Annotated in this window: 16 protein-coding genes; all 16 read left to right on the forward strand. The window is 48.9% G+C overall.

What is annotated here, in order from left to right; all coding sequences use genetic code 11:
* Nucleotides 1–11: 11 nt before the first annotated feature.
* Nucleotides 12–737, forward strand: coding sequence for a (d)CMP kinase (gene cmk / locus V3U24_05545; protein ID MEE9166908.1), 726 nt, complete (start codon nt 12–14; stop codon nt 735–737).
* Nucleotides 694–2,718: a 30S ribosomal protein S1 gene (locus tag V3U24_05550; GenBank protein MEE9166909.1), complete on the forward strand. Its 2,025-nt coding sequence runs from the start codon at nt 694–696 to the stop codon at nt 2,716–2,718. Before cmk ends, V3U24_05550 begins: the two co-directional genes overlap by 44 nt.
* A gap of 7 nt (nt 2,719–2,725) precedes the next feature.
* Nucleotides 2,726–3,709 (forward strand): hypothetical protein, encoded by a 984-nt coding sequence (locus tag V3U24_05555; protein MEE9166910.1) that lies wholly within the window; start codon nt 2,726–2,728, stop codon nt 3,707–3,709.
* Nucleotides 3,706–4,701 carry a tRNA (adenosine(37)-N6)-threonylcarbamoyltransferase complex transferase subunit TsaD gene (gene tsaD / locus V3U24_05560; GenBank protein MEE9166911.1) on the forward strand — a complete coding sequence of 332 codons (996 nt, stop codon included), beginning with the start codon at nt 3,706–3,708 and terminating at the stop codon, nt 4,699–4,701. Before V3U24_05555 ends, tsaD begins: the two co-directional genes overlap by 4 nt.
* Nucleotides 4,702–4,704: 3 nt before the next feature.
* Nucleotides 4,705–6,867, forward strand: coding sequence for a vWA domain-containing protein (locus V3U24_05565; GenBank protein ID MEE9166912.1), 2,163 nt, complete (start codon nt 4,705–4,707; stop codon nt 6,865–6,867).
* Between the two features lie 216 nt (nt 6,868–7,083).
* Nucleotides 7,084–8,400 (forward strand): UDP-glucose/GDP-mannose dehydrogenase family protein, encoded by a 1,317-nt coding sequence (locus V3U24_05570; GenBank protein MEE9166913.1) that lies wholly within the window; start codon nt 7,084–7,086, stop codon nt 8,398–8,400.
* A gap of 68 nt (nt 8,401–8,468) precedes the next feature.
* Entirely contained in the window at nt 8,469–8,882 is a 414-nt protein-coding gene (locus V3U24_05575) for a dTDP-4-dehydrorhamnose 3,5-epimerase family protein (protein MEE9166914.1), read from the forward strand.
* A complete protein-coding gene (rfbB, locus tag V3U24_05580; protein ID MEE9166915.1) occupies nt 8,879–9,889 on the forward strand; it encodes a dTDP-glucose 4,6-dehydratase in 1,011 nt (336 codons plus the stop codon). The genes V3U24_05575 and rfbB overlap by 4 nt, the downstream gene beginning before the upstream one ends.
* Nucleotides 9,890–9,958: 69 nt before the next feature.
* Entirely contained in the window at nt 9,959–10,996 is a 1,038-nt protein-coding gene (locus V3U24_05585) for an SLBB domain-containing protein (GenBank protein ID MEE9166916.1), read from the forward strand.
* 143 nt (nt 10,997–11,139) lie between these two features.
* Nucleotides 11,140–12,504: a GNVR domain-containing protein gene (locus tag V3U24_05590; GenBank protein ID MEE9166917.1), complete on the forward strand. Its 1,365-nt coding sequence runs from the start codon at nt 11,140–11,142 to the stop codon at nt 12,502–12,504.
* Between the two features lie 108 nt (nt 12,505–12,612).
* A complete protein-coding gene (locus V3U24_05595; GenBank protein MEE9166918.1) occupies nt 12,613–14,109 on the forward strand; it encodes a hypothetical protein in 1,497 nt (498 codons plus the stop codon).
* A gap of 179 nt (nt 14,110–14,288) precedes the next feature.
* Entirely contained in the window at nt 14,289–15,710 is a 1,422-nt protein-coding gene (locus tag V3U24_05600) for a hypothetical protein (protein MEE9166919.1), read from the forward strand.
* A gap of 79 nt (nt 15,711–15,789) precedes the next feature.
* Entirely contained in the window at nt 15,790–16,716 is a 927-nt protein-coding gene (locus V3U24_05605; GenBank protein ID MEE9166920.1) for a sulfotransferase, read from the forward strand.
* 61 nt (nt 16,717–16,777) lie between these two features.
* Nucleotides 16,778–17,974 carry a glycosyltransferase family 4 protein gene (locus tag V3U24_05610; GenBank protein ID MEE9166921.1) on the forward strand — a complete coding sequence of 399 codons (1,197 nt, stop codon included), beginning with the start codon at nt 16,778–16,780 and terminating at the stop codon, nt 17,972–17,974.
* Nucleotides 17,971–18,903, forward strand: coding sequence for a sulfotransferase (locus V3U24_05615; protein ID MEE9166922.1), 933 nt, complete (start codon nt 17,971–17,973; stop codon nt 18,901–18,903). Before V3U24_05610 ends, V3U24_05615 begins: the two co-directional genes overlap by 4 nt.
* Nucleotides 18,879–19,133, forward strand: a 255-nt coding sequence (locus tag V3U24_05620; GenBank protein ID MEE9166923.1) for a hypothetical protein, incomplete at its 3' end; no start/stop codon positions are given. The genes V3U24_05615 and V3U24_05620, both read left to right, overlap by 25 nt.

Raw genomic sequence — 19,133 nt, forward strand, 5'->3', positions numbered from 1 at the left:
GGTTTCGCACGATGATTATCGCCATTGACGGGCCTGCAGCCTCCGGCAAGAGCACAACCGCAAGGGGTGTGGCCATTAGGCTCGGTTTCGTTTACCTGGACACGGGTGCCATGTATCGAGCTGTGACGTTGGCGGTTCTCAAGTCGGATATCGCATTACACAAAAAGGAAGCTCTGGAAGAGCTCTTGGCAACCCTTGAACTCAACTTTCAGACAGAAAATGGGAAGACCCGGATTCTCCTCCACAGTCAGGACGTAACGGACTCAATTCGGAGCCTTGAGGTAACACGGAACGTCAGTGCGGTAAGCGCAATGCCAATGGTCCGGGGCAAAATGGTTGCAATTCAGCGAGACCTTGCCGGCAAAAACGATTCAGTTGTGGAAGGGAGGGATATCGGCACCGTCGTATTCCCCGATGCCGATTTCAAGTTCTTCCTGACGGCTGATTACAGGACGCGTGCCCTTAGGAGGTTAAAGGATCTGGCAGAACTGGGAATTGAGCAGTCAATCGATGAAGTCATCGAAGAGCTGAAACGCCGTGACGAGAAGGATTCAAGTCGAAGCCATTCTCCTCTCAAAAAGGCGGAGGATGCCGTCGAGGTGGATACAACCGCTTTGACGATTCCTGAGCAGATCGATTTTATAGTCACATACGTTGGACGAAAATTAGGGGAAAGGACAACAAACCAGGGAGATGACCGAAGAAAAAGAAAACGTGAAGATGTCAGTCGAAACTGATAATACTGATGCCCTCGAGCAAGTGGAAGAGGTCTCCCCCCAGGGGGATGAGCCTCAAGGGGAAAAGGACTATCTCGATCCGTCATTGTTTGATGATATAAAGGAGCTTTCCCCCGAACAGCTTCATGAATCTGCTGAACCGAAGGACATGGTATCGTCTGAGGTACTTGACAAGTATCACGAGACTGTTTCTGATATTGCCGAACATCAGGTGGTTCAGGGGAGAGTTATAGGCCAGAATGAAAAAGAAATCATTATGGATATAGGGTTTAAATCGGAGGGGATAATTCCCAGATCTGAGTTTGCCGGCAAGGTGCCGCCCGCCATTGGTGACGTTCTGGGAGTCTACCTGGAACGGATGGAAGACAAGAACGGTCAAACTCTCCTTTCCAAAGAGAAGGCTGACTGGATGAACAGCTGGAACAAGATCATAGAAATATACAAGGGAGATGGGACTGTCGAAGGAAAGATCGTTCGGAGGATAAAGGGGGGAATGGTTGTTGAACTCGAGGGAATTCAGGCTTTTCTTCCTGGCTCCCAAATCGATATCCGGCCCGTTCAGGACTTTGACCAATACCTTGGCCAGGAGATGGAATTCAAAGTCGTCAAGGTGAATCGATTGAGGAAGAACATCGTGTTGTCCAGAAAAGTACTTCTGGAAGAGAGTCTGAGAGAACAGAGGGAAGCCCTGTTTGAAGAGATAGAGACGGGACAGATTCTGGAAGGGCACGTCAAGAATATTACGGATTTTGGGGCATTCATAGATCTCGGGGGCGTTGATGGACTACTCCACATAACTGACCTCTCATGGGGCAGAGTCAATCACCCTTCAGACGTAGTTGAATTAGGCGAGGCACTGAACGTAAAAGTCATTGATGTAGACAGGGAGAAACAGAGGGTCTCTCTCGGACTCAAACAGTTGTCGCCCCACCCGTGGGAAACGGTTCCGGGGAAATATCCCGTGGGCACCAGGATAAAGGGAAAAGTTGTCAGTCTCACCAATTACGGTGCCTTCCTCGAGCTTGAGAAGGGAGTAGAGGGGCTGGTTCATGTGTCTGAGATGTCGTGGACTCGCAATGTTTTTCACCCATCCGAGGTTGTTAAGCTCGGAGAGGAGGTAGAAGCAGAAGTGCTCAGTCTCAATCCTGAGGACAGGAAAATCGCTCTCGGTTTCAAGCAGCTTCAACCCGATCCGTGGGAGGGTGTGGAAGAGCGATATCAGGTCGACTCACTGTACAAGGGTACCGTCAGGAATCTGAGGCAATTCGGCGCGTTCGTTGAACTGGAGGAAGGGGTTGACGGATTGATTCATATTTCTGACCTGTCGTGGACCAAGCTCGTCCGTCACCCCAAAGAGATTCTTGAAAAGGGTGATGAGGTTGAAGTCCGCGTTCTGGAAGCTTCACGGGAAAGCAGGCGAATTGCTCTTGGGTTGAAACAGGCGACTGAAGATCCTTGGCCTGCCATCAAGGATCATTTTCAGCCAGGCGAGAAGGTGACCGGGCAGGTGATAAAGGTTCTCGATAAGGGTGTCATTCTGGAGCTCGATATGGATGTCGAGGGAATTATACCATCTCGCATGTTTTCCAGGGATTCCCGAAAAGAGATGTTGGGAGAAATATCCCCAGGTGTGGATTTACGTTGTGAGGTTGTGGAAGTAAGGCCCGATGACAAGAAGGTCATTCTGGATGCTCCTGAATTCACAACGAAGGGAAAAAGTGCGTCAAGAGGTCTCGATGGAGAAGACGAAACGCCGGGGGAAAAAGAGAAGGAAGAGGAGACTTCAGAAAAGCGGAAGAAAGAGAAACCAGAGCGAAAGGTGACGTCACCGCAGGAAAAGGATTCAGGAGAAGCCGAGGAGGAGAAGAAGGAAGAGGAGACTTCAGAAAAGCGGAAGAAAGAGAAACCAGAGCAAGATGTGTCGTCACTGGAAGAAAAGGATTCAGGAGAAACCGAGGAGGAGAAGAAAGAAGAAGGATAGGTTAAGAATGGTAGCGGTCAGGAATCTGCGTAACATTGTGGAAAGATGGCGTCTCCGAATCTGGATGGGTGCCTTTTTTTTTGCAGCGATTCTCTGGCTGTTCGTTATTTCTGAGCAGACCTACACTTATGTATTACAAATGCCCATCGAAGTGAGGAATATCAAAGAGGGGAAAACAATGAGAGGTGAGGGGCCGCCGACGGCGGAAGTCAGATTTCGGGCCACCGGCCGCGCCTTTCTCAAGGCGCTATTGTTTAAGAGATTCTCGGACTTCAAGCTGGTCCTCGACCTGGACCGGATAAGCACCAACTATGATTTCTACCTGAACGACTACTATGGGAGGCATGAGGAAAAGGTGGTGGTTCCCGCGTCGTTCGAACTCGAATTCGTAGAGGTGATCCAACCCGATTCCATACAGATTGAACTCGTCGACTATATGATAAAGCCTGTAATCGTGGTCCCTCGCGTCGTGGTCGAGCCCGCCCCCGGTTTTACACAGGTTGGTCCCATAATGTTTACACCTGAAACCATTGAATTAAGGGGTCCCAAGGAAATCATCCTCTTCGTTGAAACTGTCGAAACCGAATTCAGGGAATTCCTTGACATTGATAGTCCCGTCAACGAGTCCGTTCCTCTGAGCCTTGATTTCCCCCGAGTCGTTGAAACATCGTCGCCCATGATTGACGTATTCGCCGACATTCAGAGTATAGGAGAGAGGATTATCACCGAGGTGCCCATACAAGTATTGAATCAGCCAGACGGCATTCGTGTTTTTCCCAATCCATCCACAGTATCCCTGACCGTAACGGGTGGAGTGCAATACATTGCTGGACTGGAGCCCTCCGATATTGAAGTATTTATCGACTTTGCATCGCGAGCGAAACAGCAGACCTATCACAAGCCCACGGTGCGGGTGCCGGAGGACATACTTGAATGGCGCGACCTGTCTCCCAAGAACGTGGAACTCGCCATTGCCCAAATCCGTGAATGACCGTTCTTGGTATCGAAACGTCCTGCGATGAGACAGCCGGTTCTGTCTGCCGGGACGGCACAATCCTGTCATCAGTAATTTCTTCCCAGGACATTCATGCCCATTATGGGGGCATTGTTCCAGAAATCGCTTCAAGGGAGCATGAGAAGCGCCTCACGTCAGTTGTGGAAGAGGCCATGCAACTGGCGAGTCTGGTCAAGGGCGATCTCGATGCGGTGGCCGTCACCCGGGGACCAGGTCTCATGGGATCTCTCCTTACCGGCGTCAGTTTTGCGAGGGGATTCGCCCAGGGTCTTGGAATACCATGCCTGGGTATCAACCATATCGAGGCCCATATTTTTGCGAACTTTATTGCCTATCCGGAGTTGAAATATCCGTTCCTATGTTTGCTCGCTTCAGGGGGACATACACAAATCTGGAGAGTGTCGGATTTGGGAGATTATGAACTCCTGGGTGAAACCCGTGATGATGCTGCCGGTGAAGCTTTTGATAAGGGGGCCCGTATTCTGGGACTCGGTTTCCCGGGGGGGCCAGCTCTTGAAGAGGCGTCACGCGGGGGGAATGAAGAGGAGGTAGCTTTTCCCCGGGCTTTTCTGCAGTCACAGGCCATTGAATACAGTTTCAGTGGATTGAAAACCTCCTTAATTAACTACGTCAAGGGCAGAGGTGGAAAAATGACGGAGAAACAGCTGGCACATGTGGCAGCGAGCTACCAGAAGGCCATTGTAGATGTCCTTCTGTTCAAGTTAAGGCAGGCTGTCGATCTGACTGGAGTGAAGACCACGGTCATCGCGGGTGGTGTGGCGGCGAACAACAGGCTACGCCGTGAGGCGGAAAGAGTATTCGCCGATTGCACGGCTTATTACCCTCCCAGGTCACTCTGTACAGACAACGCGGCAATGGTGGCATTTCTGGGGGAGAAATATTTTCTTCAAGGGGCAAGGGTAAAAACAGATTTATCAGTTGTTCCCAATCTAAGCCTTACGCACTGATCCGTGTCCTTTTTTTTCTCCACACGGGGGAGCGCACCTATATGGATTCTCGGTCTGCTTTTCCTGGCCCTCGTCATTCTTTCGTTTCTCGGATACCGTAGTAGGGGGTCTTCCAGCCGACGGCGATATCGGATACCGTTCCTGTTTCGTACCGGCACATTTCTCACGGTCACGATTCTTCTTGGCAATCTAGCGGCCTCATGGAGAAGCACCTTTGCAAGTGAGCCATTGCTAAAGGTCTTCTTTGATAATTCTGTCAGCGCCGCGTACCACCAGTCCATTTCCGGTGAATCGCTCCTGAACGGATACCGGGAAATTGCAGCTGGTATGCGTGGAATTCTCGAAAGTGAGTCCCGCGGCGGAACCATAGAATTCTACTCTTTTGGCTCGGAGGTGAGGCCCGTTGATCCTGAAGATCTCAATCTTAGTTTCAGTGAGCCCACGACAAACCTCTCCTCTGTCCTAAAGCAGGCGATCGACGTAAGACCAGATCATTTCCTGGCAGGAATCGTCGTCGTCACAGACGGCCAGGTTACCATGGGGCCGGATCCCAAGGACATGGTTCAGGAGATAGACGTGCCGGTACATGCGGTTGGCATAGGGAATTCAACACCCATGGTGGATGTAGATATTGAGAGAGTTGAAGCTCCAACGGTAGGGGTAAGGGGGGACATGGTGACGGCAGAGGTTTTTGTTTCTTCTATCGGGGAAACGCGTGAGCGGGTGCATGTGACTCTGTCGAAGAACGGGCGATTGCTCGGGTCCCAGATGATTCGGCTTTCAGGGTTGGGATCCGTGAGAACCGTGAAATTCCGATTTCGTTTGGAAGAATCCGGGTCCCAGACGTACAAGGTCCAGGTGGCTGCGCTCAAGGATGAGGTCAATATTGATAACAACAGGTCAGCGTTTGCGATTACCACCCTGAAAGATCGATTTCGAGTAGCCTTGCTCACGGGTGCCCTCTCACCGAATACCGGTTTCATAAGTAGAGTTCTGGAAACGGACAAGGGGATGCAGACGGATCATTTCGTCCGCCACAGAAAAGGCTGGTCGCCACCCATTGCGCGATTCTGGAGGACGGACTACGATCTTGTCATTTTGGACAACTTTCCTGCGGATGGCATGGTGGAAGATTGGGCGGTAGAGCTTGAACGTAAACTGAGCGAATTCCCTTCATCACTGATCTATCTCCCGGGGCCGAACGTCCCGCAGAGGAGTGCCTACGATTTTCTCCCGCTTCTGGGAATGGAGGAAATGAGGAAAGGAACGAGAAGTAACGACACACACTACGCCGTTCGTTTCTCAGAGGCCAGCCGGAGACATCCTATTTTCGGAGGGGAAGGCAGGTGGGGGGTTTCGTTTCCACCGCTGAAACCATACTTGATGGCTCAACCGGCCACGGAACGGGTAACTACGCTCGTGTATCTCGACGCACCCGTTGAAATTCCGCTGTTTACCGCAGGCACCGTGGACTTTCCTCGCAGCGGCAAGACTATCAGGATAGCCACGATCACATCAACGGATTTATGGCAGCTCCATTTCAGGATAATGAGGACTGATTATGCCGGAGTGGTGGAACGATGGTGGGGCAGAACTCTCAAATGGCTGGTCATGGCAGAAGGTGAAGGGGAGACATATTTTAGATTGAACAAGCATACTTTTCAGCAGGGAGAGACCGTTCATGTTTCCGGTTCGGTTCTCGACCTGGGACGCGCCGGTTCTCACGGAGCAAACGTTTCCATGGTAATCAACGATGAACATGGAGAGACAAAATCCATTCTCCTGGATCACTCTCCTTCGGCGTCTCACTGGGAAGGAGACTTTCTTGCGGGGAAGCCGGGGGAGTATCATTACGTCGTCAAGGCGGAACAAAACGGTATTCTCAAGGGACAACAGGAGGGGTCATTCAGAGTTGAAGAAAGCCAGATAGAGCTGAACCGGGTCTTCCTCAATGAGAGCCTTCTCACAGATATTTCCTCTCTCAGTGGAGGCGAATTCAGACAGTGGGCCGATCGCTCCAAAGTCCATGAGAATTTGAATCTCGAAGCAAGAGAGGTCATCGTGGCAAGGACGTTCCACCTCAGCCACTGGCTTCCCCTCTGCGTAGTTGCTCTAATATTCATGATAGGGGAGTGGGTCTCCCGCAGGCTTCTCGGTCTGCAGTAATCTCTAACCTGGATTATCCACAGGATCTTGAGATCCACAGGATCTTCCAAAGGATCTTGAGATGAGATTCATCAGCACACGCTAAATAGATGCTAAGTGATACTAAAACAAGTGGATATATATTTATTCTCTTATTGCTGATGAATTAATCAGGCTAACTGTTTGACATTATCGATTCAAGATGGTAGCTTCACAGCCAACTTTTAAGTCAAGAGTATGAAAAGAATAACAGTTATCGGCACGGGCTATGTCGGGCTGGTCACCGGGGCCGGTCTTTCTGATTTCGGGAACAAGGTGGTGTGCACCGACGTAGATCATGAGAAAATAAAGATTTTGAACGGAGGACGAATCCCGTGTTTTGAGCCCGGGCTGCAGGATTTGGTTTCCCGGAATGTCAAGGCTCGGAGACTGTTATTCAGTACAGATGTCGGAGGGACAGTCCGGGATTCTGAAGTGATCTTCGTTGCCGTGGGTACTCCCATGAGAGAGAACGGGGAGGCGGACTTATCTGCCATCGAGACGGTGGCGAAGACAATCGGTCGAAATCTGAATGGGTATAAGGTGATTTGCACGAAAAGCACAGTGCCTATTGGTACGGGAGAAAGGGTTCGGACGATGGTTCAAGAGACGAGTTCCGCCGGAGCAGAATTTGACATTGTATCCAATCCAGAGTTTCTTCGTGAGGGAGCTGCGGTGCAGGATTTCCTCATTCCGAACCGGGTGGTAATTGGCAGTGATTCCGAGAGAGCTCTTGACATCATGAGAGAGGTGTACCGGACACTTTTCATCAATGAAACCCCGATGGTCCTCACGGACATTGTGACCGCGGAAACGATCAAATATGCATCGAATGCCTTTTTGGCCACGAAGATATCCTTCATCAATGAAATGGCCAATCTATGTGACGCTACCGGGGCGGATGTCCACATGGTGGCCAGAGCTATGGGACTGGATGGCCGTATAAGTCCCAAATTCCTGCACCCCGGTCCGGGATTTGGAGGATCCTGTTTTCCCAAGGACGTCCAGGCACTTGCTCAGCAGGGGGAGAAGCTTGGGGTTGAGTTGAAAGTTGTCAGGGCAGCCCATGAGACAAACGAAGCTCAGAAAAGAAGCGTGATTCGAAAACTCAAGAATCTTCTTGGAGACGATTTGAAAGACAAAACCATAGCGGTGCTGGGATTGGCATTCAAGTCAAACACCGATGACGTTCGGCTGTCACCCTCACTTCCCTTAATCGAAGATTTGCTGTCCCGCAAGGCAAAGGTGAAGGCCTTTGATCCCGAGGCCAATGAGAATATGCGTGCCCTCTTTCCTCAGGTGACCTACTGCGACTCTCTCAAAAGTGCTGTAACCGATGCGGATGCCATTGCGGTAATGACCGATTGGCGCGAGTTTCGAGGCATGAATCTCAAGGAGGTGGCCAGGCTCGTAAAGCAGAGATTCCTGGTGGATGCCCGGAACATTCTGAACCCTGATGAACTCAGGAAGCTGAACTTCAAATCTGAAAACATGGGAAGGCCGAGCGTAAGGTGAGGAACATACAGGGAGTAAGGACCGAGAAGCTCACGGTACATCAGGACATCCCAGACGTCACCGGGCAGATGGGAAAACGTGGATTTCTCATGGAAGTTTTGAGGGAGGACAACGGCTTGCTTCGAAAGTTTGGCCAGACAACCTTTACCGTCGCCTACAAGGATACGATTAAGGCCTTTCACTGGCACAGGAAACAGGATGACATATGGTTTGTGGCCACCGGGAAGGCTGTTGTTGTTCTGCACGATCTCAGGAAGGATTCTCCAACGCGAGGTGTGACCCAGATCATCAGAGCCGGGGAAAACGATTACAAGCTCATCCTTATCCCCGTGGGAGTCGCCCACGGTTACAAGGTCGTCAGTAAAGAGCCTGTGCTGTTGTTCTATCATTCAACTCACGCGTACAACCGGGAGCACCCTGACGAAGAGCGAATTCCGTGGAACGATTCTACCATCGATTTTGATTGGGATTCTGTGGGTTGACGACATACCTCATCACAGGGGGTTGCGGGTTTATCGGCAGCAACTTCATCCGCTATATTCTAAGGAAGGATGAGTCGTGCCGCATCGTGAATCTTGACAAACTTACTTACGCGGGGAATCTGGAGAATCTCAGTGACATGGAGTCGAACCCTCGCTATCACTTTTTCAAGGGAGACATTTGCGATCAGAATCAGGTAGAACGCCTCTTCCTGGAGCATTCTCCTGATCTGGTCGTCAATTTCGCGGCGGAGAGTCATGTGGATCGGTCCATAGGAAAACCTGATGACTTTATTCAGACGGATATATTTGGCGTGTTTGTTCTTCTGGAGGCGGCAAAGGAACACGGCGTCGATCTATTTGTCCAGATCAGCACCGATGAAGTCTACGGGAGTATTCAGAGTGGAAGTTTCCGCGAAACGGATTCCCTGATGCCCAGCAGCCCCTATTCCGCAAGCAAGGCCGGGGGAGACAGGCTGGCCTATTCATACTATGTTACACACAAGCTTCCTGTGATCATAACTCGTGCCGGTAATAATTTTGGGCCCTACCAGTATCCTGAGAAGCTCATTCCTTTATTTGTGACGAACGCTCTTGAGGATGAATTCCTCCCCCTTTACGGGGACGGCAAGAACGTCCGGGACTGGCTTTATGTCCTGGATCATTGTTCTGCGCTGGACTTTTTGGTGGAGAAAGGTACTCCCGGTGAGGCCTACAACATAGGGGGCGGGAACGAGAGGCAGAATATAGATATCACCCGGCAAATTTTGGATCATCTTGAAAAGCCGGACACACTAATTCGCCATGTTGAAGACAGGAAGGGTCATGACCGGAGGTACTCTCTTGATTGTTCGAAATTAACATCCTTGGGTTGGGCCCCTGAGCACGATTTCGATTCAGCCCTGGAAAAGACTGTCGATTGGTACCGGACGAATGAGCGATGGTGGCGAAAAATCAAGTCTGGTGAGTTTCTCGATTATTATAGAACGCAATACCGCATTGAGATCTAGACAGTCTTCAGAAACATGAGAAATAGGCTATTGGAGAAGATTAATAGAATCTCTGGAGAAGAATGTCAGATGAAACGAGTAAATGCAGTTCCCTTAATAATGATAATTTCCTTACACATGATGGTCCTGGCTCAGAGGGAGACGTCTCCTCAATGGCGTCCATTTGGTGAAATCGAGACCGAGTTCCTTGAACAGACAGTGGTAGAGGTCAAGATACCTGATCATCTGCAAGAGTTCACCTCGGTTGAGAAAGCTATTGATCCCGATGCATATGTGATTGGTCCTGGAGACCTTCTTGGAATTAGCATTATAACGGGTGAAAACATGACCTTTATTCTTCGTGTGAGCCCAACTGGAGACTTGCTGATTCCAGGTGTGGGCATCCATAATGTTGCGGGACTGTCACTTTCAGAAACCATTGCCCGCACAGAAGATTTTGTAAGGGAACAAGCTTATCGAAACTCCGAGGTGGATGTTATCCTTGTTGACATACGAAGATTCAAGCTTTTGACCACCGGAGCGGTTCGCGAGCCTGGATTCGTTACCATCTCGCCGACCGATCGCCTTACAGATGCAATCGACGAAGCCGGAGGATTACACAAGTACGCCGATGAAGAGAGTATCCGGGTGGTAAGGGCTGACGGTACAACTGAGCATTTTTCTCTTCGACCTTTTCTTCTGGAAGGGGATCTGGGTAGCAACCCTACTCTCCTCGAAGGAGACCGGATCGAGGTGCCGTTTCGGGAAGAGTTTCGAAACGATGTCGAGGCATCGGTAACCTACAACGAAAGTGCCGTTCTTGTGACCGGATTTGTTGTGAGACCGGGTCCTTATCATTATTTCCCAGGGTATACCGTTAGAGATTATGTTGGATTGGCAGGTGGAGTTGAAGAAAGAGGCTCTATACGAAGTATTGATGTCAACAGGCCAGACCAAGTCGTCGATGTGAAATACGATGATCTTGCGGAGCCAGGCGACATCATCTATGTCCCTCAGAATATCCGCTATTTCCTTTTTGGCCCGAGCAGTATGTTTCAAGTGGCTGGAGTCGTTTTGGGGGTAGTCTTTACCTACCAGAGACTCCTTGATCTACTTTCAAGCTCCTAGTGATTGAAAGTCAAGCACTTAATCACTCAAGCAAAGGGTCGTGAGGTGAGAACTCTTACCCCACGCGAAAAGAGACTTCTGGAGATGGGAAAAGAGGACGCGGAGATTGTCGGGGATCGAGTTGCGAGGAGGACACGATAGCCATGAGGGGGTTGACACCTCACGAGCAAAGAGTATTTGAGTTAGTTAGAAGATACCCGGAAATCATCGGGAATAGAGGTGCCAGAGCGGAGATAGCGGGTGAAAATGGTATGAGTGAGAAAACTCTGAGGAATCGTATTGCCGATCTGAAACGGTATGGACTCGTCTCCGATACGGGCTTGCTCGGCAGCACATTTCCTTTGAGCGGGACAAAGGGCGACATTCCGGTAATTGGATACATCAAATACCTGTTGGAGCGATGGGTCACGGTCGCTCTCGTGGCGGGTTCAGTTTCCATTTTCGTCGCATTCGTCAGTCTTGTTATGCCCAAGACTTTCAGAGCCACGGCCGTGATTATGCCCTCTGAAATTGAGGAGAACTCTCCTTTTTTCAGTGCCCTCCAGGGGCTCTCAATTCCGGGATTGAATATCGCCGGAAATGCCACGGACAGCAATCGACTTCTGGCGATTCTGGCGAGTCGAACGGTTGGCGAGAAAATTGTCAAGAAATTCGATCTCGTGAGAGTTTACGATGTTGAAACGCTGGAGGAAGCTTTGCTGGTCCTCGATAATAATCTTCATTTCAGTCTCCAGGACGAAGGTACCATAAGAATAGATGTGGACGCCAAGACGCCCTGGCTCTCCAGCCAGGAGTCTGACAGTATGGCAAGAGTTCTAACCACTGATCTGGCGAACTCCATGGTCCAGGAAGTTGATTTTGTGAATAAGGAGCTGAATTCGTCAACTGCTCGTCTACAACGTGACTTCATTGAACGACGCCTTGAGCAAAACGCAGAAGATCTGGCGAGAGCTGAGGAGAATCTTAAGGCATTCCAGGAATTCCATGGAACAATTCAACTTCCAGCTCAGACAGAGGCAACCATCACACTGGCGGCCGAGCTCAGTGCCCGGATCATGGCCAATGAGGTGGCTTATGAAGCCCTCAAGTCTCTTCGAAATCCAGACAGTCCAGAGATCAAGCGCGTAGAGTTTGAGATTGCTGCTGCCGAGCGGAAATTGGCCGAGATCGAAAAAGGTCTCAAAGATGAATCGCGTATTTCTGGGGGACTTTTCCCTGTTCTTTCTGACGTTCCTGACCTTGGCATGCGACTGGCTAGATTGGAAAGAGAACTTGAAGTGCAGACCCAACTCTATACCTTTCTGGTGCAGCAATATGAACAAGCAAGAATTCAGGAGACGCGAGACACTCCTACAATTCAGGTTCTGGATTGGGCCAAGGTGCCGGAAAAGAAGTACAAACCCCAACGCGCCTTAATGGTGTTCATCTCTTCTGTTCTGGCCACGGTCTTCTGTGTTGTAGGGCTATTGTTTTGGGAGAAATGGAAAGAGTTTGAATCCACAACATGATCATGTGGCTCTCTACTCTGCAAACTTTTCGCTGAATAATCTCCTAAATCAAAATCCCTTCTACCATCCACCCTATTTATCAGGTACTGAATCTTCCTGAGGATTATCTTGAGTAAGGGACAACAAGGGTTTAGCCTGGAAAGAAATCCCAGGCTCTCTCCTAAGGGATTCAGTGCGAATGTCCATAGAAGAAAATCACTTGATGCGGTTTTCATTCTTACCCTTCCCTTTCTCTTCCTTCTGTTTCTGACCCTTGACGAACCTGTTCGACATCTGGCGTGCGTCCTGACTGCTGCTATTTTCTTCTATGAGCTAATTACCTATGACTATGCCGAACTCTACGGTTTGTCTGGTCTCAAGGTAATCTCTTTTCCTTCGCTTGCTTTCGTTTCCTTTACCGTCATGATCGCAATACCCAGCATCTTCGTTGTTCTGAATGAGTCATCTGATCATGCCTACACTTTTTTCTATGCCGTCAACTCCTTCTATCTTTTCTTTCCTTTCGGCTTGCTTCTTGCCAACTATTTTTTTCGAGTGGATCTGGATCGGCTTGCCATTCTAAGAAGGCAAAACTTTGTGAGACCCGTGAATGCAAATAGGATATTCTATATTCTTTGGATTCTGCTTGGATTGTGCCTCCTAATAATGGGCGCGTACATCCTCCGCATAGAAAAGATTCCCCTGCTTGAACTCATCAGGCATCCTGGTGAAAGGATGAGATTGGCACTGCTGCGTGAGGAATCGATGAAACTCCTGGAAATCCCATGGCTCGAACATTATTTGTACTCATGGCTTAGGACGACTCTATTTGCTGTTGGGATTATTGCAAGCTTGTTCATGGCCGTTGTTGCCAAAGAAATGAGGTTCAAGGTTTTGTTTGTTCTATTTCTCTTGTTCGGTTTGTTTAATAATTCCCTCACCATAACGAAAGCCCATGCGGCCTTTCTTATTCTCTCAATAGCCCTCTTCTACTTCCTTAAGAAGGGGGGGAAGATTTCGTTGCGTCTATTCCTGGGATCGGCATTTGGCGTGTTCTCATTCCCATACCTGATAGTGAAGTTCAAACATGAAGTTGTATTCGACTTTTTTAGAATACTATACATTCTTTGGCTCAGGATTTTCTACGTGCCAGCATGGGTTTTGTACAAGTACTTTGAGGTTTTCCCGAACTATCACGATTTTTTAGGTGGCAGAACTTCTCATCTCTATTCTTGGTTTCATAATGAAGGAAGTTTTCCCGTCGCCAACTACGTATTCCAGTATTTTAGCCCGACTGGTATCTCGAGTGGCAGTGCAAGTGCAAACTATCTCAGTTTTTTTTGGGCCGATTTCGGCTGGACTGGACTGATTCTATCATCGCTTGTGGTGGGTGTGATCACTCATTATTCCTACTGGATACTTTTACGTGCTTGCTGCTGGTTCAAGGATGTGGTTTATGTGACGACTGTCACGGTTCTTTCTATGTCGTTCTCTTTCTTTTTTGCCGGTGCGAACTTCCCCATCATAGTAGTAAGTCACGGGATAATTCTGTTCCTGATTGCGTTCTGGACCATTGAAGCACTTCGGAAACGATATGAAATTTCACAACCAGCGGGGAATCTGTAAGAGGTTGGAGTTGGTAGTTATGGAACTGCTGGGCATTGTTCTGTTCCAGGACCACAACGACTTCGGCCAAGAGTCAGAAGTGTCCGCCCTAGCGAGACTCCCAGTAATTTCCATCATGTACGTTCAATCTGATCTCAGTGCAACCGGATCTAACCATGCGTAGTCTACTTTTTAGAGAAATGAGTTTAGAGAAGGACTTGATACTGACTATCATCACTGCATTAGTATCGGTTCTCGGAATCTTCCTTTTGAATGGATACGTCGCCCGTCTTCACGGTTTAGAAACCCTCGGTGAGTATCTTCTGGTGAGGCGGACAAGCTATGCGATTGTTGGCCTCCTCCTTTTGGGAATGAACATTGGACTTCCACGCTTCATTGCCAGGGATCCCAAAGGGAGATTTGGCAACAGCGCCGTTGTGACTTTTGCCATTTTTACTATCCCCGCAATTGGCTTACTATTTTTCCTGTTCCGCGCCAATGCCGTTCCGGGATTTATCCCTGAACACGCTGGGCCGTATGCTATATTTATAACAGGTGTTTGTTGTCAAGCTCTCACATATGGCCTATATAGGGGTCATCTAAACATGCTTGGTGCCAGCATCCTCCGGTTATTGGGATCTATTCTTGTCCCAATTTCCGTTTTTCTTGTTGTTCGCGAAATCCCTGTTATCCTAAGCAGTATTGGATTAGCTGTTTTCCTTTTGTCAATGGGTTCTTTTTACCTGAGGAATGATGGGTTGATTTCCATGAATGTCGAATGGCATGAAACAAAGAGATTATGGCGGTACGGATTTGAAAGGATTCCAAGCTTCGTATCCCAGTTTTTTCTGCTTGCGGGAGTTCCCCTATTACTCGCTTATTACATACCCTATAGCGAACTCGCATATGTCAATTCGAGCATCAGTCTGGTGAGAATGTTTCTGTTGGTGGTAGGACCTCTGGGGGTAGTTCTTCTGCCCAGGATATCAAGAGCATTAGCGGAAGGGCGCCGTGAGGAGGTCACCCGAGGCGTGGAACTTCTGGTTACCGGAGCCCTCTTCTTCGGGACGGTTACCGCCATTTCCCTCAGCCTGTCTGGACCTGCAATCCTCAAATTGTGGCTAGGATCTGTCTCGACGGAAGGGGCAAAAACAGTGACGGTCATCCTTCTTGCTCTCCCCTTCTACGCGATAGTCGGAATCCTCCGGAATCCGATCGATGCGGTATCTGTCCGAGGCTACAATTCGATAATCTTTTCCGTTTCCGCCTCTCTGTTATTGATATCCTTTTTCCTTATGAAACATCTAGGAGTTCAACCGATAGAAGCTGGTATTTATGCCTTTTTGGTGGGGTACATTTCGGCAGGTATCCTGTCCCTTTTCACCGTAAATCGGTTGTTTAAAGTGCAACCCTTCAAGTCGCAAATGATCCGGGATCTAGCCCTGGGGTCTTTCGGTGTGTTTACAGTTGATTTTGTTCTCGGGAAAACGGTTGCCTCGGAGTCGCTTCATATGATTCTCTTCTTCCTTCTGATCATCTCGGCAGGTCTTGTTTTTCTTTGGAAATCATCGCAGGATTGGGTAGTAATGGTGAGACAGCGCGTGTTCATTGGTATGCTCTAACCCCGCGTTTCCGTTTCGTATGGGATTAACATAAAATGAAGGTCTAAATTTTCCTTCCAATCTGAAGAAATCGGCGGCTGTGGTTCCAGAGAAGAGAAACCCGAACATTGTGTATATCATGGGGCGAGGTCATAGCGGAACTACGCTATTAAACGCTGTGTTAGGCAATGCCGACCCCATTGAGAGTGTGGGAGAGCTCCTCAGCGGCATGAATAGGCTTGAAGAAATGTGCAGTTGCGGAAAAACTGTCAATGAGTGTTCGTTCTGGTCAAATGTCAGAAATGCCAGCCTGAAAGATTTGGAAAATATGACATGGGAAGCGTGTGCAAGAATTTCTCTCCACTACGGTCATATTTTCCGTCTTCCAGCCATAATGTTCCGGTGGATTCCTCCCCATCTTCTTCGCGCTTACGTTCGGGTTACGAGATCAATTTTCCGGGCTATCAGTGATGTAAGCGGGAAACAATTCGTGGTAGATTCATCTAAGGAATTCACAAGGGCCATGTTCCTGGCCTCCCGTTTTCCTGAAGCCAGAATCATCCATCTCGTCCGCAATGGCGAACAGGTTCTGGCTTCGCGATACTGGCGTTTGAAAAACCGCGAGGGGTTCAGAATCCTGAGAAAGCAGGTTCCGGCGAGTAGATTTCTCGGTCTCTATTTGGTTCTCGACAGTATCAACTGGGTTTTAGGTAACCTCGTGGGTGAGGCGATACGGTATGTGACTTCAACCCGGGTCTTACGTGTCAAATATGAGGATTTTTGCGAATACCCGGAAGAGGTGCTGACGAGAATCTCTCGCTTTTTGAAGGTCGATTTGAGTTCCATCATAGAGAAACTGGGCCGGGGGGAGGGATTCGCCTTTGGACATACTATTGCAGGGAACCGCATTAGATTTCAATCTGAGATTGTCTTGAATCCCCATCATCCCATGAGAGAGGTACCGAAACGCTATGGGCTTATGTTTAGAATCATTGCCGCTCCTCTCATCTGGCTCTACGGGTATTGAATATAGCGGTGGCCCTGACTAAATAGGCTAGTCCTTTGAAAATGTGGAAATCCTGCGAGTAGTGAGCCGCATTACATCCGCCATCTACATCCTGCCAAAAAGCAATTACTTCACTGAGGGGGGGAGAGGTCGTGTTACCCATGCGATAGGTGTTGCAAATGGTCTTTTTAGGAATGGGTTACATGTTACGGTTGTATCAGGACCAGGGCTTGCTCGATTCAGATCTCAACTGGAAAAGGGTGTTGAATTGGTGGAGATACCAAAGTCCTGCAGAAAGAAGGCGTTTCTCTGGGAGCCAAGTTGGCAGCTGCGCCTGTTGCTCCACATGAAGAGCTTATTGAGGCGGGACAAGGATCCCGTCATCATAACGAGGTACGGTCCTAGCAGCATGTTCCTTCAGTTTCTTCTGGCTAAGGGTCTGTTGGCACGACGTCTTGTTACAGCAGAGGTGAACAGTCTGGCCTTTCATCATTTTCGGCGCTTACCCCCATATGCAAGACGTCTCATGCTGAGGACAGAGAGTCGGTTTCTAGCTTTGTTTGATGAAATTCACGTTGTATCAAAACAGCTGGAAGAAGACATTTTGAGCACCGGCATAACAAAACCCGTGATCGTTGTTCCCAACGCTTCCGATGTTAAGAGAGGCTTTATTCACCAAGGAAACCTTAAGACCTGGCCATTGCGATTGATCTATCTGGGTCAATATCACAGTTATTACGATTTCCGCTTTTTTCTTACTGCTTTTTGCACAATGGCGGAGAGTCAAGATAACGCTGAACTCCATTTTTGGGGGAACGGGCACCTCCGCAAGGAGATTTCGGTCACGAAAAACCTTGAGTCCCGGATCGTCTTCCACGGACCGTATAGACTGCAGGATCTTGAAGGGCAATTCAACAGGGCCAGTGATGTTTTCATACTTCCTTCCAAACCGGGGAGTCGAGCAGAAATCACCTCCCCGATCAAACTGTTTGAATATATGTCGCTCGGCATCCCTGTCGTGGCGGCGGATCTTGGACAGGTTTCCGAAATACTTCAGGACCGCGTGACCGGATATTTGTACGATCCATTGGACGTCAGATCTCTTCAAGAGCTCTTGTGGCATATCGTGAAAAATCCTAAAGAAAGAGTTTCCGTAGGAAAACGTGCAAGGAAAGAACTTGAATCGTCACATACCTGGGAAAAGAGAATGGAATTCCTCATAGATGAGCTGAATCGGCTGAGACGCAGACATGTGCATTTCGCAGGATCGAGGCGATGATTTTTGTTGTCGGGGTAGGTAGATCCGGGACCACCCTGTTGCAGGCGATGCTCAACGCTCACTCGAGAGTTGCGTTTATTCCGGAGATCAATTTTGTTCGCCGTTTTCTGGCGACAAACAAACTCGAGAAGACGATGAAGAAAAAGGGTCGGGATGGGTTGCTTCAGCTTCTCTATCGCGACCGATGGATAAGGAGATTAGATCTTGATCTCACCCAGGTTCTCCCTGATTTCGAGGACAAAAAGGAAGGAATTTCTCTCCGGACCTATCAGTCTCTAGTCGACGCCTATCGGAAGCGGACAAAGAAGGAGAAGATTGGAGATAAGGACCCGCGAAGCGTGGAATATCTGCCGTTGTTGAAGACCCATTTCCCCAATGCAACGGTGATACATATCGTCCGTGACCCGAGAGATGTACTCGTCTCCAAGTTCAAGGCAGCGTGGTCCAAGAACAAATCTATTTTCCGCCACGTTCTGGTGAACAAATTCCAGTTATGGATGGCTCACAAACACGCCGATGTTTTTGGCGATCGATTTCTGGAGGTGAATTACGAGGAGCTGGTTTCAAAGCCGGAAGAAGTATTGGAGAGGATCTGTTTGAGCCTGGGGATCGAATTTGAGGAGAGCATGTTGATGTATCACGAATCGGCGGAAAATCTAGTGACGGATGAGGAACTGCAATGGAAAAGGGAAATCCTCGGTCCCCTGAAGCCGGCGAATGTTGGGAAATGGAAGAAGGAATTAACGAACTGGCAAGTCGCGCTAGTGGAAGAAAATGTGGATCTTGCGTTTCGACATTATGGATATTCCAGAAGCTATCCGGCGATAAGCGGAATCCAATCGTTGAGTCTAAAATTCACCACCATGACAGTAAGTGTCTTGGTCAAAACGCTGTATACGGGAAAATGTTATCTCCGGAAATTGTACTAGAACACTATTCGGTCCATTTTGTTTACGTCAACGGTGACGCCCTATTCTCCCGGAACAATCACCTCTATCACTACCATCAGCGAACGGGGGAAATCTCGAAACTCTTGAGTCTTGATTACCGTTATCGTTTGGAGCATATCGTGCAGCACCCCTATCTTATCAGATTATTCCGACTTGGGATCACCCACACCCTTGGGCTGTCTGATAGGTCATTATTGATCTTTTTTAAT

The organism is Candidatus Neomarinimicrobiota bacterium, from assembly GCA_036476315.1.
GTDB lineage: Bacteria > Fidelibacterota > Marinisomatia > Marinisomatales > S15-B10 > JAZGBI01.